Origin of the sequence: Ruegeria aquimaris, assembly GCF_025751555.1 — a bacterium.
GTDB lineage: Bacteria > Pseudomonadota > Alphaproteobacteria > Rhodobacterales > Rhodobacteraceae > Ruegeria_B > Ruegeria_B aquimaris.
Window position 1 is genome coordinate 67,145 of the sequence record NZ_JAOWLB010000006.1, and the last position, 21,255, is coordinate 88,399.

Below are 21,255 nucleotides of genomic sequence, written 5' to 3' on the forward strand. Positions count from 1 at the left end.
TCTTTTCGTATGCGTTAACGTATACATTGTCAACATTTCAAAAAACCGACCCGCGCGCCCGTCGCGGACGCCGTCAGAAAGGGACCGAACCCAGATGCGAAATTCCTATCAGATCGCCGTCTTTCCGGGCGACGGTATCGGCCCCGAAATCACCGCCCCAACCGTGGAGATCCTGCAAACGCTTGCCGATGGCGCCGCGGACTACGCCCTCCATTTTGCCGAGGCGCCCGCCGGAGCAGGCCACTATCGCGACACCGGCACCGCCCTGCCCGCTTCATCGCTGGCGCTGGCCCGCGCCTCGGACGCAATCCTGCTGTCGGCGATGGGTCTGCCCGACGTGCGCTATCCCGACGGCACCGAGATCACCCCGCAGATCGACCTGAGAATGGAGCTGTCGCTCTTTGCCGGGGTGCGTCCGGTGACGCTGCGCCCGGGCCAGCCCGGGCCGCTGACCCTGCCGCCCGGCAAGACCATCGACTTTGTCCTGATCCGGGAAAGCACCGAGGGGCTGTTCTATACCAAGGGCCGGGGCGAGGTCAGCGACACCGAAGCCCGCGAAACCCTGCGCATCACCCGCGACACCTCCGAAAAACTGTTTCGCTTCGCCTTTGATCTGGCCGCCCGGCGCAAGGCAGCGGGGCGTGGCAAGGGCCGGGTCACCTGCGTCGACAAGGCCAACGTGTTCCGTGCCTTCGTCTTCTTCCGCAAGATTTTCGACGAAGAGGCCGCACGCCACCCGGACCTGACGGCAGATCACGCCTATGTCGATGCGATGGCGCTGTGGATGGTGCAAAGGCCCTGGGATTTCGACGTTCTGGTCACCGAAAACATGTTCGGCGATATCCTCTCCGACCTGGGCGCCGGGTTGATGGGCGGCCTGGGCATGGCGCCTTCGGCCGATATCGGGCTGGATCACGCGGTGTTCCAGCCCTGCCATGGCACCGCGCCCGATATCGCGGGCCAGGGTCTTGCCAACCCGTTCGCCATGCTGCTGTCGGCGGCGATGATGCTCGACTGGCTGGGGGACAAGCACGACAATGCCGGGCTGCGCCGCGACGGCGCACGCCTGCGCCACGCGGTCGAACATGTGATCGCGGAGGGGTCCGCCCTGACCCGCGACTTGGGCGGCACCGCCGGAACCCGGGCTGCGGCGGATGCGGTCGCACGGGCCTTGTCTCTGCCATGACCCGGCTGCGCGTCGCCTGTGCCGGTGCCGGATATTTCAGCCAGTACCACCTTGGCAGCTGGTCACGGATGGACAATGTCGACCTCGTCGGCACCTGCGACCGCGATATCGCGCGTGCATCCGCCACCGGCCTGCCCGGCTTTGATGACCTCGCCCGGATGCTTACCGAAACGCAACCGGATCTGCTCGACATCATCCTGCCGCCCGAGGCGCAGGCCGAAGCGATCCGCACCGCGCTCGCGCAGGGGATCAAGGCGATGATCTGCCAGAAACCCTTTTGCCGCGACCTTGCCGAGGCGCGACAGATCACGGCCGAGGCCGAGGCCGCCGGCGCCCTGCTCGTGATCCACGAGAACTTCCGGTTCCAGCCCTGGTACCGCGCCGCGAAACAGGCGATCGACGGCGGGCGGATCGGCGCTGTACAACAGGTCACGTTTCGCCTGCGCCCCGGCGACGGACAGGGGCCCGATGCCTATCTGGACCGGCAACCCTATTTCCGGACGATGGAACGCTTGCTGATCCACGAAACCGCAGTGCACTGGATCGACACCTTCCGCTATCTGCTTGGCGAGCCAACAGCCGTCTACGCCGACCTGCGCCGCATCAACCCGGTGATCGCGGGCGAGGATGCGGGCCTGATCCTCTTTGACCATCCCGGCGGGGTACGGGCACTGTTCGACGGCAACCGTTGCCTGGATCACGCCGCCGACAACCGCCGCCGCACCATGGGCGAGGCGCTGATCGAAGGTCTGGACGGCAGCCTGTCCCTGCGCGGCGACGGTTCCCTCTGGCATCGCCGCTTCGGCGCGCCGGATGCCACCTGTATCCTGCCCCCCGACAATTTTGACGGGTTCGGCGGCGACTGTGTGCACGCCCTGCAAACCCATGTCCTGTCCAGCCTTATGGCCCGAAAACCGCCTGAAAACCGCGCCCGCGACTATCTGCGCGTGCTCGAAATCGAGGCCGCCGTCTATGCCTCGGCCGCAACCGGCCGCAAGATCCCGTTGGAGACCCCATGACACAGCCCGGCGACAAGCCCCTGTCCAATACCCAGCGCGCGGTATGCGCATTGCGCCAGATGATCTTCGACGGCACCCTTGCCGCAGGGTCCGACCACCTGGAATCCGAATTGGCAGACCGGCTGGGCATGTCGCGCACCCCGGTGCGCGAAGCCGCCCTGATGCTCGAAGGCCAGGGCCTGCTGGAACTGCGCCCGCGCAAGGGAGTGCGCATCCTGCCCGTCTCTCCCGCCGATATGCGCGAGATCTACGACATCCTAACCGAGCTTGAAAGCCTCGCCGCCCGCCGTGCCGCCGAACGGCGACCAGACGATGCGGAACTGGCCCGGCTGGCGCAGGCGCTCTCGGATATGGACACCGCGCTTGACCGCAACGACCTCGAGGCCTGGGCCGAGGCGGACGACCGCTTTCACCTGGAACTGGTCCGCCTTGGCGGCAATGCCCGGCTCAGCGCGATGGTCATGCTGATGAGCGATCAGGTGCGCCGCGCGCGCGCGGTCACCCTGTTCATGCGGCCCAATCCGGTTCAGTCGAACGCGGATCACCGCCGCGTGTATCAGGCCATCCGCGCCGGCCACCCCTGTCTGGCCGGCGATATCCACCACCAGCATCGCCGGACGGCCGGCGACATGATGGTGGCGCTGCTCGAACGCTATCGCCTGAACCATATCTGACCGGTACCGGCGGCACGACCTCGCCCGGATCGGGCCCGCACCGTCGCGTCAGAACCGCAGCAACGGGCGGGCCTGCGACCACGCGCCTTCCAGCCTTGCCTTGCCGACATGGATTGCGGCGGCATTCGAGGACTTTGCCGCATCCTCCATCTCGGCCAACAGCGCCTGCATCTCGACAAGCCCGAACGCGCCCGCGCTGCCCGCCGCCTTGTGTATACGGTCTGAAAGCGCGGGCCAGCCGCCACAAGCCTGCAAATCATCGTCGATCGCGGCGAGAAGATCATCGAACTCGCCGGCAAGACGCTGCAACAGCCGACCGGTCCCATCGTCCCCCAACGCTTCGCGCATTTCCGAAATCCGGGTCCGTGTCAGCTCGGGCCCGTCCGGCTCCATCGCATCCGCGGCACCGTTTGCCCGCCGCGCACGCACCTTCGGCACATGTTCCAGCAACAGGCGGCGCAGGTCCTTGAGGAGAAGGGGCTTGCCAAGAAACCCGTTCATGCCCTCGGCAAGAAAACTCTGCTGGTCACCGGGCAGAACATTGGCCGAGAACGCGACAATGACGGTATCGCGCGACGCACCGGTGCCGCCGCGGATCAGGCGGGTCGCCTCCAGCCCATCCATGACCGGCATGCTGATATCCATCAGAATCAGGTCGAAAGGCCGTTCTGCGGCCTGCTCGACAGCCGCCTGTCCGTTCACCGCCGCGGCCACCCGGTGGCCCTGCTTTCGCAGCATGGTGCTGACGACCTGCAAGTTGATCTCGTTGTCCTCGACCACCAGGATATCGAGCGTCGCGGAGTCCGAGACCTTTCTGTCCTCATCCTTGTGCGCGTCCGGCGCCGTGGCGATTGTCACCGGGATGTGGAAATGAAAGACGCTGCCCTCGCCCACCATGCTTTCGACACCGATATCGCCGCCCAGGTTTCGCGTCAGCCGCCGGGCGATTCCCAACCCCAGCCCGGTGCCCCCCGCCGCCCGCCTGAACGACGCATCCGTTGTCCGGAAATCGTCAAAGATCAGATCGAGCTGTTCTTCGGGTATGCCTATGCCCGTGTCGACGACCCGGAACTCCAAGCCCGGCTGCGTCATCTTTGCGTTCGACGAAAGCGGGCTTTGCTCCACCTCGATGGCGATCTGGCCGTTTTCCGTGAACTTGATGGCATTGCCCAGCAGGTTCAGCAGGATCTGTTGCAAATGCCGCCTGTCCGTGATCACCCAAGGCGTCGGCTCACCGACCCAATACCATTCCAGGCTGTTGCCCCGGGCAGCGGCGCTGCCACGCTGGCTCTCGACACATTCCTGGAGAACCTCGTCGATATTCACCGCATTCAGCACAACCGCCATCTTGCCCGCCTCAAGGCTGGCGATATCGAGCACGGAATTGACATGCCCCATCAGCAGCTTTCCAGAGATCTCCATGCTGCGGGCAAAAGCGGATTGCTCCTCCGTCAGATCGGTCTCTTCCAACAGCGAAAGGTTACCGAGAATTCCGTTCAGCGGCGTGCGGATTTCATGGCTCATCATCGTCAGGAACTCGGCTTTCACCTTTTCCCCGGTCAGCGCCCGATCGCTCGCCTCGACAAGTTCCTTTTCATCCGCGACCTGGCGCGAAACGTCCCGGATGAAACCGACGATGATCTCCTCGGTTCCATCAAAGGCCGATTGCAGGGTCAGTTCCGCCGGAAACACGGTGCCGTCCTTGCGCTTGGCGCTGAACTGTTCAAGCCGCGGTCCGGCGGTCACAACCTGAGTCTTGCCGGCGCGCTGCCGGTCTCTCTGATGTAGCAGATCCCGCATGTTCAGCGGGATGACATTCTCCGATACCGGGCGTCCGATCACATCGCCCGCGCGAAAGCCGAACATTCGCTCGGCCACCGCATTGAACTCGGTCACTTTCCACGACATGTCGAGCACCACCACCGCATCCTGCGATGTGGCCAGAACGGTCTTGATCCGTTCACTGACCTGCTGAATCTGTATGCCCCGCCGGAGCGTCTTTCGATTGACGATCAACAGATAGGTACTGACCGTGACCAGCGCGATCGACAACACCGCAACCAGGACCATCAACCGTGTGATGGTGGCGACCAGCGCCTCTCGGCGGCTGTCCGACTGCTGGGCGATCAGCGCAAGACCCTGAACCGAGATCTCGCGGACATGGGGGCGCAACCCGTCGATATCCGCCTTCAACTCGGCAAGGGCCGCGATCAGGCGATCGTCCGGTCCGTCGATCAGCGGCAGGTTCGCGCGCAGAACAGACCGAATCTGGCGCAAGGGGTCGCTGAACTCGGGGCGCGAGTTGAGCGTCAGGAACAGCTTGCCCTCCTTCAGCATGACACTGCGGCTGAAGAACAGATCGAATGTCTTACGGATCTCCTCGACCTCGGCGGCGGTCAGTTCGCGCCCCTGAACGGCCAAGGCATCCTCAAGCGCCCCCAGCACGTGGAGGTGATCCACCTCGGTCTGCGACAGCGTCCACTGGACGTTGTCCGACATCGCGGATTTCAGGCTTTCCACATCCTGCAACGCCTGTCGCGTAAATAGCGCCACAAGCAGGACAAGCATCGCAAGTCCGCCGCCGACAATCGCCCCAAGGACGGTGCTGCCACGCTCTAGTTTGCGCTGGAACATCATTCTTCCGGTGTAAGTGGTCCTGCGGAAACGCGCAATCTGTCTCCCATGACCTCGGTATTCCGCGTACTGGCCGAAACCGTCGGACTATTGGGTGATTTCCATCCGCTCCAGCTGCCAGATGCTGCGGGTATAGACCGTTTCCGTCCTGAAACGATCGGACGCATCATAGGGATAGACGATCCACAAGGGTCCCTTGTCGCGGCGTGACATGGATTGCCCGTTCATTTCATACGCCACCACCGGCGCGTCGGGCTCGACCGAAGCGACGGGGATGTGAACGATGTAGTCGTTCAGGGCCTGCGCCCGGATCGTCCCGGACGATACCCCAAGCCGTTCCAGAATCTCCGCCAGCGGCACCCCAGTGAACCGAACGACCCCCTCTGTCCAGAGGGTCGTCGTTTCGAACGAGACCTGACGCATGTCTTGCAGCATCGCGAGATCGAACTGGGCGCCTTCCGCCGAATTCGTCTGCTCGATATCGCCCGAAACCACCAGCACCACGTCCTGAGACGGAGCGGAGAACTCCCCACCCGCAACGGAGGCGGCCCAAAACAGACCAATCGCCAGCGACAGGATCGCCCTCGCGCATTTCAAGATCTTCATCCTCTTTCCAACCGTATATCTCGGGAAAACTATGGATATATTCTGATGATCCTGAACCCGCCCTTTCAGGTATTTTCCCTATCCAGAAGGATAGTTCCGCCCCCGCCTCGCCGGTTCAAGCGCTTAAAAGTCATGTCCGGGTATCGCCCAGCCCCCGATCACGCCTCGCGCCGCGCCCCCTCAGAACAGCCCCGCATCTTTTGCGATCAGGGCCGCCTGGGTCCGGTTGCGGGCATTCAGCTTGCGGCACAAGGTCTTGACATGCAGTTTGATCGTCACCTCTTGAAGAAACAGCTCGCGGGCGATTTCCTTGTTGGCCAAGCCCCGGCAAAGCCGTTCCAGCACCTCCAGTTCGCGACCGCTGAGTTCTGAGGCGATCGGATGCGCGCGCTCGATCTCGGCCGCATTCATGAAATCGACAGGAACGTAGGTCTCGCCCGCCACGATGAAACGCACGGCATTGACCAGCGATTTTGCCCCCATCGTCTTGGGCAAAAAGCCCGCCGCCCCGGCGGCGAGCGCCTCCTGGGCGACCGCTTTGCTGGCGGTGCCGGACATGATCGCGACCGGGCGGCCATCACCCGCCTCTATCGCCTTGTCCAACCCTTCAAGACCATTCATCCCGGGCATGGAATAGTCCAGCAGAACCACGTCGAACAGTGTCTTGCGGGCGGCCTCGCAGGCCGAGGACAGATTCGGCACGGTGGTGACGACAATATCCTTCTCGCTTTCCAGGTACGCTTTCAAAGCGTCCCGAACCAGATCGTGATCATCTGCCAGCAAAACCTTCATTTCCCACCCAGAGCCTTCCGCGCCTGCAAAATTGTCCTGACATCATCGGACAATACGGCGTCGTGCGCAATCACTTGCTGCCAATACCGGGAACCTGCGGGTCGGCAACCTGACAAGATCGACGGGCCGCCGCAGTGTCAGGAATGCTCCTCGGCCGCCGTCGCCGCCAGCGCCCGGTTATAGGCCTTGAGCGCATCCACGTGATAGAGCGCACCGACCGGGGTTTCGCCGCCATCCTCGTCCGGAATCACCACGGGAATGCACCGCATCTCGTCCCGGTCGAACCAGGGCATCGCCGCCTCCAGCGTCGCGCTGGCCAGGATCGACACGCCCTCGGCCATCAGCGCCTCGCACTCCTCGCGCGAGATGCAGCGCGGATCGCCCAGCGGCCGCATCACCGCGCCTGCCCGCAGCAAGGCCAGAAGATAGGCCTGCGGACCGGCGGCCAGATGCACATCGCGCCGCTCCAGTTGCGTCAGGAAGAACGACCTGTCCACCAGCCGCGAGGCCAGCGCCGTCGACATGCTGACCGCAACCATCACCGCCAGCCCGATCTGCCAGTCCCCGGTCAACTCAAACACGATGAGCGTGGTCGAGATCGGCGCCCCCAGCACCGCCGCCGCCACCGCCCCCATCCCTGCAAACGCATAGAGCACATGGGTGCCCGACACATCCGGCAGCACGCTGGTGGCGATCAGGCCAAAGGCCAGCCCGGTCAGCGCCCCGATCATCAGCGCGGGCGAAAACACGCCGCCGCCCATCCGCCCCCCCATGGTGATCGCCAGCGCCGCCGTCTTCATCACCGCAAACAGGATCGCCGTGCCCAGCGCCAGCTCGCCGCTCAGCGCCAGGATGGTGGTCTCGTAGCCGACACCGATGATATGCGGGAACCAGATCGCCATCAGCCCCAAGAGCGCGCCCGACACAGCCGGGCGCAGCCAGCGGGGAAACCGCAGCCGGTTCTGAACCAGGGTGCCGAAACTGTCGGCAAAAAAGATCGCCCGCATCAGCGCCAGCGAAACCAGCCCACAGATCAGCCCCAACAACAGAAAGGCGGGCAGTTCCACATAGAACTGCAGCGAGCCCGGCGTCTCCAGCACGAACTCGGTCACATCGCCCCGTTCCAGCCGGTTGACCACCGTCCCCGCCACTGCCGCGATGGTGATCGGGGCAAAGGCATGCACCGCGAAATGGCGCAGCACCACCTCCAGCGCAAACAGCGCCCCCGCGATCGGCGCGTTGAAACTGGCCGACACCGCCGCCGCCACGGCGCAGCCCAACAGGTCGCGCCCGGTGATCCCGTCGGCGTCGATCCTGCGGCAGACCCAGGTCGAGATCACCCCCGCCATATGCACCACCGGCCCCTCGCGGCCAGTCGATCCGCCCGAACTCAGCGTGATTAGCGAGGCGATCATCGACCCGATCCCGGCGCGGACCTCGACCCTTCCATCGCTCAGCGCGGCGCCCTCGATCACATCCGCGACCGAGCGGACCCGCCCGTCGGGCGTGGTCCAGTGCAACACCACACCGACCACAAGCCCACCCAGGGTCGGGATCAACAGGATCCAGGACCAGTGCAGATGCTCGGCAAAACTGTGCAGGAAATGCACATCCTCGGTGCCGTAAAGCGCCGCCTGCAACCCGTTGATTCCCTTGCGAAAGGCAACCGCCGCCGCCCCAGCGGCGACACCGATGGCCAGGGCGATGAACCAGAACTGCACCTGGCTCGGGCCACGGTGGCGCAGCACTTTCCAGGCATCGGCCAGTTCCGCCTTTGCCTGCATCATCTGCTGCACCAGAACGGTACGGATGGACTGGATCATTCTGCGCCCGGGATGCCTTTTCCCCTTAGTAGGACAGCCAGCCCCGTCAGGAAAGACGCTTTGCCCCTCCGCTCACCTGCAAGTGCACAGGTGTTGCGCCCGGGTCAGGACGTGAGCAGCGCCCGGGCCGCCGCCCGGGCCGCCTCGGTGATCGTGTCTCCGGCCACCATCCGGGCGATCTCGTCAACGCGGTCGTCTGCGTCCAGCGGCACCACCGTTGACAGGGTCGCGCCTTCGGCAACATCCTTTTGCACCCGCCAGTGATGTCCACCACGCGCCGCCACCTGGGGCGAATGGGTCACCACCAGAACCTGCCCGCCCTCGGCCAGCGCCGCCAGCCGTCGGCCCACCGCATCCGCCGTGGCGCCGCCGACCCCCCGGTCGATCTCGTCGAATATCATGGTCACGCCCCGGTCATCGCCAAGCAGGCAGACCTTGAGCGCCAGCAGGAACCGGCTCAGCTCGCCGCCCGAGGCGATGCGGTTCAGCGGCCCCGACGGCGCACCGGGGTTGGTCGCCACCTCGAAGGTCACCGCGTCCCGCCCCTCCGGGCCCGGCTCCGCCGGTTCCATCCGGGTCCTGAACACCGCGCGCTCCATCTTCAGCGGCGCCAGTTCCGCCATCACCGCCGCATCCAGATCCCGGCCAGCGGCTAGCCGCGCCTGCGACAGCGCACCGGCAGCGGTGTCATACTCCGCCTCGGCCTGCGTCAGCGCCTTCTGCAAATCCGCCAGGTCGGCATCTCCGACATCCAATGCCGCCAGCTTGCCACGCAGCGTATCGGCATAGCCCGCCAGTTCGTCGGGCAGCACCTCGTGCTTGCGCGCCAGCGCCCGGATGGCAAACAGCCGCTCCTCGGCTTGTTCCAGCTCGACCGGGTTGAAATCCAACGCCTCAAGGCAATCCTCGACCCCGGACTGCGCCTCGCCCAGCTCGATCATCGCCCGGCCAAGGGCGGCAACCGCGCCCTCCAGCCGGCCACCCGCCTTGTCGCTCACCCCTTCGAGCCAGCGCAGCGCGTCGCCCATCGCACCCTCGGCCCCTTCCGTCCCCAGCAACTGGAAAGCGCGGGCAACATCGTCACGGATGCGCTCGGCCCCCTGCATCATCCGGCGCCGCGCATCCAGCGCCGCCTCTTCGCCCGGCTCAGGGTCCAGCTTGTCCAGCTCGGCCACCGCATGGCGCAGGAAGTCCTCCTCGGCCCGCACCGCCACCAGCTCGGCCTCTACGGTCTCGACCCGGCGCCGCGCCTGTGACCATGCGGTCCAGGCCCGGCGCACAGTCTCCATCAACTCGGTATGACCGGCATAGGCATCCAGCATCGCGCGATGACCACGCGGGTTCAAAAGCCCGCGATCATCGTGCTGGCCGTGCAGTTCCACCAGCGTCTCGGACAGCGCCCGCAGCACCTCGCCGGAACAGCGCCGGTCATTGACCCAGGCGGTCTTGCGGCCATCCGCCGTGTTCACCCGTCGCAGGATCAGCTCGTCGCCGCCCGGCAAACCGGCTTCGGCCAGGATCTCATGCGCCGGATGGCCGCCCGGCAAATGGAACTCTGCCGTCACCTCGCCCTGCGCCGCGCCCTGCCGCACCAGTTCCGCGCGACCGCGCCAGCCCAGCACGAACCCCAGACTGTCCAGCAGGATCGACTTGCCCGCCCCGGTCTCGCCGGTCAGCACGTTCAGACCCGGCTGGAAATCAAGCTCCAGCCGGTCGATGATAAGCATGTCCCTGATTTCAAGCGCCCGAAGCATCAGCGGCCCCGCAAGACGGGCCTGCGGCCCGCCATCCCCTTACAACCACTGTCCCTTGATCGACTGACGATAAATCTGGCTCAGCCAGTTGTTACCCGGATCGCGCATCTTCAGACCGCGCGCCGTGAGCAGCTTGTAGCTGGCCTCGTACCATTCGGACGACTGATAGTTGTAGCCCAAGATCGCGCCCGCGGTCTGCGCCTCGTTCACCAGCCCCAGCGACAAATAGGCTTCGACCAGACGGTGCAGTGCCTCGGCGGTATGGGTGGTGGTCTGGAAATCCTCGACCACGACGCGGAACCGGTTGATCGCGGCAGTGTAGTGCTGACGGCGCAGGTAATACCGGCCGATCTCCATCTCCTTGGCCGCCAGATGGTCAAAGGCCAGATCGAACTTCAGAATCGCCGAGGTCGCGTATTCGCTGTCCGGATAGACCTCGATCACCGTGCGCAACGCTTGCAGCGCCTGGAACGTCAGGCCCTGATCGCGCCCGACCTCGTCGATCTGGTCGTAGTAGCTCAGCGCCAGAAGATACTGCGCATAGGCCGCATCCTCGTCCGCCGGGTAAAAGTCGATATAGCGCTGCGCCGCCGCCCGGCTTTCGGGATAATCCTTGCCCGCATGGAACGAGAACGCCTGCATGATCAGCGCCCGCTTGGCCCAGTTGGAATAGGGATAAAGCCGCTCGACCTCCGAAAAATAGAACGCCGCATCGTCCGTGCGCTTCTGCGACAACTCGTATTCACCACGCTCGAAAATCTGTTCCGGCGTGTAGGTTTCAAGGTTCTGGGTCCGATCCGCCGCAGGGCGGAATCCACCACCGCTACATGCCGTCAGAACCGTCGCCAGAAGTAACGCGCCGAATATCCTGGCCCCTGCCCTGATGCCCATCATGCCGCTTGTCCTTGTCGTCTTGCGAGCGGAGTGTGTCCCCCGGTTGCGCCTCGGTCTAGCACATTAATTTCCGCTGCAAAACGCCCTAAACGCATCGCCCGGCCTGTTGGCCGGGCGATCGTGAATTTCGGTCGAACCATGCGCCGCATGGACAAGAACTCAGGCAACCTGGGGAATTTCAGCCCAAACCAGGCCCTGCCCCGGCAACAGCGCCGCCTGTTCCGGCGTGCACAGGATCGGGCGCACCGCGCCCGGCTCCTCGAACAGGGTCCGCAGCAAGGTGTTGGTCAGCGAATGCCCTGCCTTTTCACCCACATACCGACCCAGAATCGGACCGCCCGCCATATAGAGATCGCCCAGCGCATCCAGCATCTTGTGGCGCACCGCCTCGTCGGCATGGCGCAACCCGCCCGGCGTCAACACCTCGGCGCCATCGACCACCACCGCGTTGTCCAGCGTGCCGCCCAGGGCCAGCCCGTTGGCACGCATCGCCTCGACATCGGCGCGGCGGCAGAAGGTGCGGCTGTCGCTCAGCTCGCGCGCGAAACTGCCGTTGCGCATGTCCATCCGGCGGGTCTGGCGACCGATCGCGGCATCGGCAAAGTCGATGGTGAATTCGATTTCCAGCCGGTCCGAGGGCATCAGGGTCGCCCGAGCGCCATCCTTCTCGACCGTCACCGTCTTGAGCACCTGATAGGCCAGCACCGGCGCCGCCTGCCGACGGACACCGCGCGCCATGATCCCACGCACGAACTCCACCGCCGAACCATCCATGATCGGCACTTCCGGCCCGTCGATCTCGATCAACGCATTGTGAACGCCACATCCCGCCAGCGCCGCCATGATATGCTCGACCGTCGAGACCGAGACGCCGGCCTCGTTGACCAGGCGGGTGCAGAGCGGTGTGCGCTCCACCAGATCATAGATCGCGGGGATCATGGCATCGCCGATCTCGATGTCCGTCCGCTTGAACCAGATTCCATGGCCAGCGGCGGCGGGACGAAGGGTCAGTGTCGCGGGTGCCCCGCTATGCAGACCATTCCCCTGGAAGGTCACCGAGGTTTTCAGCGTATGTTGCAAGACAGGCCTCTGACGGTTGCCTACAGCCTCTCTGAGCTGTGTTGCATCTCAGGTAAGTGACCGCGCCCGAAGGCTCAATTCAATCTTTGTAACCGATTGAAACAAGTCTGTAACAGATCGGCAAAACTCCGCCCGTTACCTCGCAACCCACTGTTTTACAAAAGAAAAGGGCCGCCCAGAGGCGACCCCATACTGAAGTATTGTGACCGCTATCAGTTGGCCTGACGCCGCAGGAAGGCCGGAATTTCGATGCGCTCCTGATCGGGGTCGCTCTCTGCGCGCGCGGGTGCCGTGGCGTCAGTCTGCCGCATCATCGGCTGTTGCCGCGCCGGGGCAGCCGGGCGTTCGGCGGGAACGTCGGCGGCATGCCCGGTCATCCGGTCGATCAACCGATTGAACCCGAAACGCGGCTTTTCCGCTCCCACATGCGATGCCGCCTGCGGCGCCGGACGCTGGCCCTGTTGCGGAGCCTGCGGCGCCTTTTGGGCGGCGGCCTGAAGCCGGCGCAGCGCCTCGGGCGAGGGGGTACCCGGCGCCGGTGCGCGCGGCGCGACAAAGGTTTCGACCGGCGTCTCTTCTTCCTCGTAAGAGCGCGGCGCGAACTCGGGCACCTGCGGCTGATAGGCCGGCGGCGGCAGGCCGTCGTCATCCAGCAGTTCCGGCTCATCGGCCTCAAAGATGTCTTCGCCCAGATCGTGGGCCGCGACCTGCTCGACTTCCATTCCCTCGAACAGCGACGGTTCCTCTGCCGCTTCGGCAACCGGCGTCCTGGCGAGCTGTTCCAGCGTCAGCGGCGCCGGTTTCTCTTCGGCGGCAACCTTCTGCTTGAGCGGCGCGGTCATCGACCGGCGCGGTACCGGCATGTCGGCGTTCACGTCGACCGCGTCGATCCCGGTGGCAACCACCGAAACCCGCATCGCGCCGTCCATCGAGGTGTCGAGCGTCGAGCCGACGATGATGTTTGCGTCCGGGTCCACCTTCTCGCGGATGATATTGGCCGCCTCGTCCAGTTCGAACAGGGTCAGGTCGTGACCGCCGGTGATGTTGATCAGCACACCCTTGGCGCCGTTCAGGCTGATTTCGTCCAAGAGCGGGTTGGCAATGGCCTTTTCGGCCGCCTGCACCGCGCGATCCTCGCCCTCGGCCTCGCCGGTGCCCATCATCGCCTTGCCCATCTCGTCCATCACCGCGCGCACGTCGGCAAAGTCGAGGTTGATCAGGCCGGGCCGTACCATCAGGTCGGTCACGCCCTTGACGCCCTGGTACAGCACGTCGTCGGCCATGCTGAAGGCTTCGGTAAAGGTGGTCTTTTCATTGGCCAGGCGGAACAGGTTCTGGTTCGGAATGATGATCAGCGTATCGACCACCTTTTGCAGCGCCTCGACGCCATCCTCGGCCTGGCGCATCCGCTTGGCGCCTTCGAACTGGAATGGCTTGGTGACAACGCCCACGGTCAGCACGCCCAGTTCCCGCGCCGCCTGCGCGATGATCGGGGCCGCGCCGGTGCCGGTGCCACCGCCCATCCCGGCGGTGATGAAGCACATATGCGCGCCAGCCAGGTGATCGACGATCTGCTCGATGCTCTCTTCGGCGGCCGCCGCGCCGACCGAGGCCCGCGCCCCCGCGCCCAGCCCTTCGGTGACCTTGACGCCCAACTGGATCCGCAACGGCGCCTGGCTCTGTTGCAGCGCCTGTGCGTCGGTGTTGGCGACGACAAAATCGACGCCCTCCAGCTGTTTCTCGATCATGTTGTTGACAGCGTTGCCACCGGCTCCCCCGACCCCGAAAACGGTGATCCGCGGTTTCAAGTCGTCCTGTCCGGGCATCGAAAGGTTCAATGTCATGCTCTGTCCGCCTGTTCTGCGCCCCGCCTTTGCAGGGATTTTTCTTACCTATCCACAGGCAATCCTACCGGTCTCCACCGGCTTCGTCACCTGTAAAACGTAAAATCAACACAAAATATGGAAAGAATCTTCGCCCGGACGCGGTATTTCGCCGATCGTCACAGATATTGCGGAAAACTGTCATGCAGACACAACAAAGCCGATCCCCGCACGCCGGATGACGGCGGGAATCACAAGTTTGATATTTTCCGAGGGCCTGCTCGCCCCATATGGCGCCACGTCCCGGGCGCTTGGTCTCAGACTATCACGCACAGGACCGCTTGTCACCGACAAGCGATCCGTTTTTCGGCAAAATCGCTTGGAAAACTCACCAGTTGTCGCGGAACCATTTCACCGCGCGCCGCAGCGAGCGGGCCGGATAGCGATCCACCGGCACTTCGAAATCCCACCACTCATCCTGCGGATGGGCGGCAAACAAGCTCAGCCCCACCACCGAGGAGAACCCCGGCCCGGTCGCCGATTGCGGCAGCCCATGCACCCGCAGCGGTCGGCCAAGGCGCACCCGCTGGCCGAGGATCCGGCTCGCCAGCCCGTCCAGCCCCATGATCTGGCTGCCGCCCCCGGTCAGCACGATCTGCTGGCTGGGCAGGTGGTCGAACCCGGCCGCATCCAGCCGCACCCGCACCTGTTCCAGGATCTCCTCGACCCGGGGCCGCATGATGCCGATCAGCTCGGCCCGGCTGACCGAACGGCGGTCATGCTCCCAATCGCCGGTATCGCCGCCGATGTCGATCATCTCGCGGTCATCGGCACCGGTGGCATGTACCCCGCCGGAAAAGGTCTTGATCCGCTCGGCGGCCGCCATCGGCACGCCCAGCCCCATGGAAATGTCGCCGGTCACGTGATCGCCGCCCATGCGCACGCAATCGGCATAGATCATGTGCTTCTTGAGGAAGATCGACACGCTGGTGGTGCCGCCGCCCATGTCGATACAGGCCGCACCCAACTCCTGCTCGTCCTCGACCAGCGCCGAAACGCCCGACACATAGGCCGAGTTCGCAACCCCTGCCAGTTCCAGGTCACAGCGCTTGATGCAATGGGCCAGGTTACGGATCGCGGTGGAATCCACCGTCAGCATATGCATGTCCACCGACAGGGTCTGGCCCAGCTGGCCGCGCGGGTCGATCAGGCCCGACCGGTTGTCGAGCGAGAAATTCACCGGCTGCGCATGCAGCACCTCGCGCCCGGCGCCATATTCCGGCACCTCGCAGGCGTTCAGCACCCGGCCGATCTCGGCCTCGGTCACCACCTGGGTTTCCAGCTCGACCTTGGCATCCAGCCCGTAAGAGCGCGGGTTCGCCCCCGAGAAACAGGCAATCACGTGATCGACGCGGATATCCGCCATCTTCTGCGCCGCCTGAAGCGCGGTGCGAATGGCGCGCTCGGTCTCCTGCATGGCGGTGATCTCGCCAAACTGAACGCCGCGCGACCGGGTGGTGGCGGCACCGATCACCCGGAACCCGGTCTGCCCCGCCATCGAGCCCACCGAAGTGTCGTCGCTCAGCCGACCGGTGCCGTCAAATCGCAGGACAAGACAGGAGATCTTGGAGCTTCCGACATCCAGAATGGCCACCACACCCCGTTGAATGGCCTGCTGGCGCATCTGGCGCATCGCTCGCTGCGACTGATAAAGATCCGTCATCATCTGTCTTACTGCCCGTTTCCGCTCGTACTTCTCACCCGCCACCATTCTGTGGCGGCCGCCTCTGTCATCCTGATCGTGGGCCGCGCGCCCAGCCGCATGTCGATATCCGCGACACCGCGCTCCAGCAGGTCCTGCACCTCGTTGACCGCCAGCACCCGCTCCAGCGCCTGAACCGGCCGTTCCACCGGCAGCAGGATCCTCTGGCCGCGATCCAGCACAACATCCCAGCGGCGCTCGCCGATCCGAACCAAGCCGCGCATGCGCTCGCCCAGCGGACGCGCTGCCCGGATCAGCCGCAGCGCCTCGTCCACATGCGCGTCGGCGCCTTCCCCGGCAATCAGCGGCAGGTCGGGCCGCTCGGCCCGGCTCGCCAGATCGTCCACATGGGCGCCGGTTTCGTCCAGCATCTCCAGCCCGCCGCGCGTCCGCCAGGTGACCGCAGGCTGACGTTCGACCACATCCACCTGCAACACGCCGCCGGGCCGGATCCGGACCGTGGCGCTTTTTACCGGGTCGAGCCCGGTGATCACCTGCCGGATCTGTTCCACATCCAGGTCGAAGGAACTGACCGGAAAGTCGAGCGGCACCACCTCGCGGATATCCTCGGCCAGGTTGGTCCCCGCCCCGTCGATCGCCATCAGCTTGACCATGAATTCCGGCCGCTCCTGGATCGAGGCGCGCACATCGGCGACAAAGGCATTGAGCGCATCGCGGCGCTTTTCACTGGCCAGAAAGCCGCTGCCCAGGGCAAACACCAGGCAGAACGGTACCCCGATCCGCATGCCCAGCCGGATCCCCGGCGTCAGCATCCAGCGTTGCAACCGATAGCTCAGCCTTGACGGCGCCGGGTCGGATTTCTTCGGACCCTGCTTCAGCCGCGACAGCCCTTCCAACCGGATGCCCGCCCCGGCGGGCGGCACCTCGCCCGCCGCCTCGAACCCAGCATCGGACCCGGTGGGCAGTTGCGGCCGGAACCGCACCGGCAAAAGGCTGCGCTTCAGCGATTGCACGAGGCGTCCTCCACCAGCCAGGCGCAGAGCTGGCCGAATGTCATGCCCATCGCCGCCGCCTGTTCCGGCGCCAGCGAAGTGGGCGTCATCCCCGGCTGCGTGTTGGTCTCTAGCAGATAGAGCCCTTCGGCGCCACGCGCCTCGTCCCAGCGGAAATCGGTGCGGCTCACGCCCCGACACCCCAACGCCCGATGCGCCCGCAGCGCATAGTCGAGGCAGAGGTCAAAGATCTCCTGCGGGATCTCCGCGGGCACCACATGGCGCGACCCGCCGGGCGCGTATTTGGCGTGATAGTCATACCAGCCATCGGTGAGGATATCGGTCACCGTCAGCGCCCGGTCGCCCATCACCGTGGTCGTCATCTCGCGCCCCGGCACGTATTGCTCGACCATCACCTGCGCGGGCATCTCCTGCGAAAGTTGCGGCGGCCGGTTGGCGCTTTCCTGCACGATATAGATCCCGACCGAGGACCCTTCGTTGTTGGGCTTCACCACATAGGGCGGCGCCATCACATGCGCGGCCTCGACGGCGGCGCGTTCGGCAATCACGCTCTCGACCACAGGCAGACCGGCGGCGCGGTACACGTCCTTGGTCCGCTGCTTGTCCATCGCCAGCGACGAGGCCAGCACACCCGAATGCGTATAGGGAATGCGCAGCCATTCAAGCAAGCCCTGAACGCAACCGTCCTCGCCCCAGCGGCCATGCAATGCGTTGAACACGACGTCGGGCGCGACCTCGCGCAGCCGGTCGCACAGGTCCGGCCCCGCATCCAGTTCGATCACCTCGAACCCTTCTCCCCGCAGCGCAGCGGCACATTCACGCCCGCTGACAAGCGAAACCTCGCGCTCGGCCGAAGGTCCGCCCATCAATACCGCCACCTTGGGGTGTGTCCCGCTCGACTTACCCAACTCAGTGCCTCAGTGTTGTCCGGGTCTTATCGTGTGACCCGTTGCTGTCCTGATCCCCGTATTCCGCCCCTGTACTTGCCTGAAAGGGTTAACGGTTTCGGGGTCTTAATCTTGTAACGGATCACCGACCCGCATGATTTCCCACTCTAGCGTTATGCCACTGGTGTCGTAAACCTTTTTTCGCACCTCTTCGCCCAGACCTTCCAGATCTGCGGCTGTGGCGCCGCCGGTGTTGATCATGAAATTCGAGTGTTTCTCGCTCATCTGCGCCCCGCCCCGGCGCGCGCCACGCATCCCGGCGTCGTCGATCACCTTCCACGCCTTCAACTCATGCGTGTCATCCGCCCGCCCGGTCGAGGAAAACCCCGCCGGATTGCGAAAGGTCGATCCGGCGCTGCGCTCCTTGGTCGGCTGGGTCTCGTCGCGCTTTTGCAGCTGAGCCTGCATGCGGGCATGCAGCGCCTCTGGGTCGCCCCCCGGTCCGCGCAATACCGCTGAGACAAGAACCGCACCGTCGGGCATATCCGACTGGCGGTAGCGAAAGTTCAGATCCCCGGCGCCCAGTTCCGCAACCTCGCCGTCGCGCATCACCACGGTCGCGCTGTGGAACACATCCGCCACATAGCTGCCATAGCAGCCCGCGTTCATCCGCACCGCCCCACCGATCGAGCCGGGAATGGTGCGCAAAAAGGTCAGGTCAATGCCCGCATCCGCCGCCTTCTTCGCCACATGCGCGTCCAGCGCCGCCGCCCCGGCGGTGACCGTGTCGCCCGCCACCTCGATCCCGTTGAACCCGCGCCCAAGCCGGATCACCACGGCCCGAATGCCCCCATCCCGCACGATCAGGTTAGACCCGACCCCGATCGGGAACACCGCCACATCAGGCGGAAGCAGCCGCAGAAAGGCTTGCAGGTCCGCCATATCGGCGGGCTGAAACAGCCAGTCCGCCGGTCCGCCCACGCGCAGCCAGGTCAGCTCCGACAGCGCCCGGTTCGGGGTCAACCTGCCCCTGATTTTGCTGGTGTCGATCATCTCTGCCCGCCCGTCTTGTTCGCACCGGGCATGTAACCCGGATCGCGCTCCGCGAACAACGGCAAAGCTCAGCGCCGCGCCCTGAGCCAGCCCAGCGCGCCCCCGGCCAGCAGCCCGACCACCACCGGCCCCAGCCCCAGAACCGTCAGCGCCGCGGTCGCGATCCCGGCCCAGGGGTCGTCCATCCCTTCGGCGTAAAGCAGCAGCAACGCCAGCGCCGCGCTCGATATCAGGCCCAGCGTCAGCACCCGCCGCATCCGCCCCGTCCGGCCCAGCCAGTGGCCCAGCCAGGCCGCGCCGCCAAAGATCGTCAGCGGAACGATATAGAGCAGCAGATTGTCACCCACGCCTGCGCCTCCAGCAGCCAAAACCGGCGCCGCCCAGCAGCCCCAGCGCCAGCGGCAGGCAGAACAGGACCCCCACGATACCGGGGCCCATCCCCTCCCAGCCGAAAAGCTGCGAATGGAACAGCAGCAACCAGGCCATCGCCACCGCCGCCAGCGCGGCCAGCACCGCCCAGATCGCCGCCCCGATCCGCGCCAACAGAACGCCCGCCGCAAGGCCCAGCGCCAGCAATCCGACCGGTATCAGAAACTCCGGATCCACCGCTCAGGCCCGCGGACGCCGCAGCCAGCGGCCCAGATAGATCACCGGCCAGCGCAGCACCGACATGCCGCCCGCCAGCACCACCAGCCCGATCCACGGCCCGTTTTCGTAAGTGACATAGCCCAGGATCGGGATACCCACCGCGATCAGCATATAGGCATTGCGCCAGTGATGGTCGCGGCTGGGCAGCATCGCGATGACATTTGCTGCCACCGCCCAGACACAGGCCAGGATCAGCGACAGGCTCATTCCGCCGCTTCCTGGGTTCGCCCCGTGGCCTTGCGCCACAGATACCGCAGCGGATTGCGGAACATCGACACAAAGGCGCCCAGCGCCAGCAACCCCGGCAGCACCCCGTGCTCATACCCGATCAGACCAATAAGCACCGGCGCGACCAGCAACAGCGCCAGGCCCGGCACATATTGCCGCCGCATCGGCAGCATCGCGACCACGGTCGAAGCGAGCACCCAGAGAGCGCCCAGAATGATTGACCAGCTCATGTCATCCCTTTCACTGCAACCGCCAGCGCCGCCAGCGAAAGCACCAATCCCACCACCGGAACCGCCATCGGCACCCGGAACCGGGCCTCCGGCTCCCGCCTTTTCTGGACGATCAGCGCCGCGTTGACCAGCGCAAACACCGCCAAGAGGATCGACGAGGTGGTTCCCGCCAGCGTTTCAAGCCGCACATAAAGCGCGCAAAGGATCACCGCCGCCCCGACCAGAACCGTCGCCAGCACCGGCGTGCCAAAGCGCGGATGCGCATGATGAAACCGGCCCAGCGCCGGGTACCGCCCGCCCAGCCCGTAGAGAACCCGCGCCGCCATGACGATCTGCGCCAGTATCCCGTTCAGCGCGGCAAAGACCGCGATGGCCGACAGAAACGCCGCATCGCCGCCCCGCGCGGTCTGCCAGACCAGCGCCAGCGGGCTGCGCGACCCGCCCAACTGCTCCAGCGGCACCGCCCGCACCGCCGCCAGCGCCACTAGACCATAGAGCAGCGAGGTGATCACCAGCGAGATCAGGATCGCACGTGGCAGAGTACGCTCGGGGTCCTCGACCTCTTCGGCCATGTTGACGATATCCTCGAAGCCGATAAAGGCGAAGAACGCCAGGATGCCGCCCAGCCCGATGCCGCTCCAGACCGGCGCCATCGGCATCGCCCAGTCGGGCGAAGCCTCGGCCCCCAGCCCGGCCCAGATCACCAGCAAGAGCCCGCCAAGTTCGATCGCGGTGAACACGGCGGCCAGCGCCAGGCTCTCCAGCACGCCCGCCACCGCCACCAGCATCAGCGCCACGCCCAGGCCTACCATTGCCCAGACCGGATCGATCGCGACAATCCCGGTCAGGTACCCGACCCCGCCGCGCAGCACCGCCCCCGCCGATATCGTCCCCGCCGAGACCACCGCCAGCCCCACCAATAGGGCCAGCGCCCGGCTGTTCAGCCCGGTGCCGACATAGGCCGCCTCGCCCGCCGCCTCGGGCAGCCGGGTCGAGAACTCGGCATAGCTCAGCGCTGTCGGTGCCGCGATCAGCCCGGCCACGACAAAGGCCAGCGGCGCCCAGATCCCGGCATCCGCCGCCACCGCGCCCACCAGCACATAGATCCCGGCCCCCACCATCACGCCGACGCCATAGGCGGTCAGCAATCCCAGACCGATGCGGCGTTTCAGCGGGGGTTCGGTCATC

Annotated in this window: 20 protein-coding genes; 3 read left to right on the top strand and 17 right to left on the bottom strand. The window is 65.4% G+C overall.

The window, feature by feature from the left end:
- Positions 1-94: 94 nt before the first annotated feature.
- From OE747_RS10595 to OE747_RS10605, 3 genes are read left to right on the top strand one after another with little or no spacing between them, the layout of a single operon-like run.
- Positions 95-1,186 (top strand): isocitrate/isopropylmalate dehydrogenase family protein, encoded by a 1,092-nt coding sequence (locus OE747_RS10595; protein ID WP_263828576.1) that lies wholly within the window; start codon positions 95-97, stop codon positions 1,184-1,186.
- Complete coding sequence (locus tag OE747_RS10600; RefSeq protein ID WP_263828577.1) at positions 1,183-2,205, top strand: Gfo/Idh/MocA family protein; 1,023 nt, start codon at positions 1,183-1,185, stop codon at positions 2,203-2,205. The genes OE747_RS10595 and OE747_RS10600 overlap by 4 nt, the downstream gene beginning before the upstream one ends.
- Positions 2,202-2,879, top strand: a complete 678-nt coding sequence (locus OE747_RS10605) for a GntR family transcriptional regulator (RefSeq protein WP_263828578.1) — start codon at positions 2,202-2,204, stop codon at positions 2,877-2,879. The genes OE747_RS10600 and OE747_RS10605 overlap by 4 nt, the downstream gene beginning before the upstream one ends.
- Before the next feature lie 48 nt (positions 2,880-2,927).
- Here OE747_RS10605 and OE747_RS10610 read toward each other — a convergent pair whose 3' ends face one another.
- The 17 genes from OE747_RS10610 to OE747_RS10690 all read right to left on the bottom strand — a co-directional run bounded on the left by OE747_RS10610 (position 2,928) and on the right by OE747_RS10690 (position 21,254).
- The gene (locus OE747_RS10610; RefSeq protein ID WP_263828579.1) at positions 2,928-5,513 is read right to left on the bottom strand and encodes an ATP-binding protein; all 2,586 of its coding nucleotides are present in this window, start codon (positions 5,511-5,513) and stop codon (positions 2,928-2,930) included.
- An 87-nt stretch (positions 5,514-5,600) separates the two neighbouring features.
- Positions 5,601-6,119, bottom strand: a complete 519-nt coding sequence (locus OE747_RS10615; RefSeq protein WP_263828580.1) for a molybdopterin-dependent oxidoreductase — start codon at positions 6,117-6,119, stop codon at positions 5,601-5,603.
- 180 nt (positions 6,120-6,299) lie between these two features.
- Positions 6,300-6,911 (bottom strand): response regulator transcription factor, encoded by a 612-nt coding sequence (locus tag OE747_RS10620; RefSeq protein ID WP_263828581.1) that lies wholly within the window; start codon positions 6,909-6,911, stop codon positions 6,300-6,302.
- A 137-nt stretch (positions 6,912-7,048) separates the two neighbouring features.
- Positions 7,049-8,734: a chloride channel protein gene (locus OE747_RS10625; protein WP_263828582.1), complete on the bottom strand. Its 1,686-nt coding sequence runs from the start codon at positions 8,732-8,734 to the stop codon at positions 7,049-7,051.
- A gap of 104 nt (positions 8,735-8,838) precedes the next feature.
- Positions 8,839-10,488, bottom strand: coding sequence for a DNA repair protein RecN (gene recN, locus OE747_RS10630; RefSeq protein ID WP_263828583.1), 1,650 nt, complete (start codon positions 10,486-10,488; stop codon positions 8,839-8,841).
- A gap of 39 nt (positions 10,489-10,527) precedes the next feature.
- Positions 10,528-11,382 carry an outer membrane protein assembly factor BamD gene (locus OE747_RS10635; RefSeq protein WP_263828584.1) on the bottom strand — a complete coding sequence of 285 codons (855 nt, stop codon included), beginning with the start codon at positions 11,380-11,382 and terminating at the stop codon, positions 10,528-10,530.
- A gap of 159 nt (positions 11,383-11,541) precedes the next feature.
- A complete protein-coding gene (gene lpxC / locus OE747_RS10640) occupies positions 11,542-12,462 on the bottom strand; it encodes a UDP-3-O-acyl-N-acetylglucosamine deacetylase (RefSeq protein ID WP_263828585.1) in 921 nt (306 codons plus the stop codon).
- A 212-nt stretch (positions 12,463-12,674) separates the two neighbouring features.
- Entirely contained in the window at positions 12,675-14,306 is a 1,632-nt protein-coding gene (gene ftsZ, locus OE747_RS10645; protein WP_263828586.1) for a cell division protein FtsZ, read from the bottom strand.
- 367 nt (positions 14,307-14,673) lie between these two features.
- Positions 14,674-16,008, bottom strand: coding sequence for a cell division protein FtsA (ftsA, locus tag OE747_RS10650; RefSeq protein ID WP_263828587.1), 1,335 nt, complete (start codon positions 16,006-16,008; stop codon positions 14,674-14,676).
- Positions 16,009-16,016: 8 nt separating this feature from the next.
- Entirely contained in the window at positions 16,017-17,021 is a 1,005-nt protein-coding gene (locus OE747_RS10655) for a cell division protein FtsQ/DivIB (RefSeq protein ID WP_263828588.1), read from the bottom strand.
- Complete coding sequence (locus OE747_RS10660) at positions 17,009-17,929, bottom strand: D-alanine--D-alanine ligase (protein ID WP_263828589.1); 921 nt, start codon at positions 17,927-17,929, stop codon at positions 17,009-17,011. Before OE747_RS10660 ends, OE747_RS10655 begins: the two co-directional genes overlap by 13 nt.
- Positions 17,930-18,034: 105 nt before the next feature.
- The gene (murB, locus tag OE747_RS10665) at positions 18,035-18,961 is read right to left on the bottom strand and encodes a UDP-N-acetylmuramate dehydrogenase (protein WP_263828590.1); all 927 of its coding nucleotides are present in this window, start codon (positions 18,959-18,961) and stop codon (positions 18,035-18,037) included.
- 68 nt (positions 18,962-19,029) lie between these two features.
- Entirely contained in the window at positions 19,030-19,308 is a 279-nt protein-coding gene (locus OE747_RS10670) for a hypothetical protein (protein ID WP_263828591.1), read from the bottom strand.
- Positions 19,301-19,567 (bottom strand): hypothetical protein, encoded by a 267-nt coding sequence (locus tag OE747_RS10675; RefSeq protein ID WP_263828592.1) that lies wholly within the window; start codon positions 19,565-19,567, stop codon positions 19,301-19,303. Before OE747_RS10675 ends, OE747_RS10670 begins: the two co-directional genes overlap by 8 nt.
- Positions 19,568-19,570: 3 nt before the next feature.
- Positions 19,571-19,816 (bottom strand): DUF2484 family protein, encoded by a 246-nt coding sequence (locus OE747_RS10680; RefSeq protein ID WP_263828593.1) that lies wholly within the window; start codon positions 19,814-19,816, stop codon positions 19,571-19,573.
- Entirely contained in the window at positions 19,813-20,067 is a 255-nt protein-coding gene (locus OE747_RS10685) for a DUF2484 family protein (RefSeq protein ID WP_263828594.1), read from the bottom strand. Before OE747_RS10685 ends, OE747_RS10680 begins: the two co-directional genes overlap by 4 nt.
- Positions 20,064-21,254, bottom strand: coding sequence for an APC family permease (locus tag OE747_RS10690; protein WP_263828595.1), 1,191 nt, complete (start codon positions 21,252-21,254; stop codon positions 20,064-20,066). Before OE747_RS10690 ends, OE747_RS10685 begins: the two co-directional genes overlap by 4 nt.
- Position 21,255 lies beyond the last annotated feature (1 nt).

Excerpts from the sequence above, each read along its gene's own strand:
- OE747_RS10635 (WP_263828584.1), bottom strand. The coding sequence starts at position 11,382 with ATGATGGGCATCAGGGCAGGGGCCAGGATATTCGGCGCGTTACTTCTG.
- OE747_RS10620 (WP_263828581.1), bottom strand. The coding sequence starts at position 6,911 with ATGAAGGTTTTGCTGGCAGATGATCACGATCTGGTTCGGGACGCTTTG.
- OE747_RS10685 (WP_263828594.1), bottom strand. The coding sequence starts at position 20,067 with ATGAGCTGGTCAATCATTCTGGGCGCTCTCTGGGTGCTCGCTTCGACC.
- ftsA (WP_263828587.1), bottom strand. The coding sequence starts at position 16,008 with ATGACGGATCTTTATCAGTCGCAGCGAGCGATGCGCCAGATGCGCCAG.
- OE747_RS10690 (WP_263828595.1), bottom strand. The coding sequence starts at position 21,254 with ATGACCGAACCCCCGCTGAAACGCCGCATCGGTCTGGGATTGCTGACC.
- OE747_RS10680 (WP_263828593.1), bottom strand. The coding sequence starts at position 19,816 with ATGAGCCTGTCGCTGATCCTGGCCTGTGTCTGGGCGGTGGCAGCAAAT.
- OE747_RS10625 (WP_263828582.1), bottom strand. The coding sequence starts at position 8,734 with ATGATCCAGTCCATCCGTACCGTTCTGGTGCAGCAGATGATGCAGGCA.
- recN (WP_263828583.1), bottom strand. The coding sequence starts at position 10,488 with ATGCTTCGGGCGCTTGAAATCAGGGACATGCTTATCATCGACCGGCTG.
- OE747_RS10600 (WP_263828577.1), top strand. The coding sequence starts at position 1,183 with ATGACCCGGCTGCGCGTCGCCTGTGCCGGTGCCGGATATTTCAGCCAG.
- OE747_RS10605 (WP_263828578.1), top strand. The coding sequence starts at position 2,202 with ATGACACAGCCCGGCGACAAGCCCCTGTCCAATACCCAGCGCGCGGTA.
- murB (WP_263828590.1), bottom strand. The coding sequence starts at position 18,961 with ATGATCGACACCAGCAAAATCAGGGGCAGGTTGACCCCGAACCGGGCG.
- OE747_RS10610 (WP_263828579.1), bottom strand. The coding sequence starts at position 5,513 with ATGTTCCAGCGCAAACTAGAGCGTGGCAGCACCGTCCTTGGGGCGATT.
- OE747_RS10615 (WP_263828580.1), bottom strand. The coding sequence starts at position 6,119 with ATGAAGATCTTGAAATGCGCGAGGGCGATCCTGTCGCTGGCGATTGGT.
- ftsZ (WP_263828586.1), bottom strand. The coding sequence starts at position 14,306 with ATGACATTGAACCTTTCGATGCCCGGACAGGACGACTTGAAACCGCGG.
- OE747_RS10595 (WP_263828576.1), top strand. The coding sequence starts at position 95 with ATGCGAAATTCCTATCAGATCGCCGTCTTTCCGGGCGACGGTATCGGC.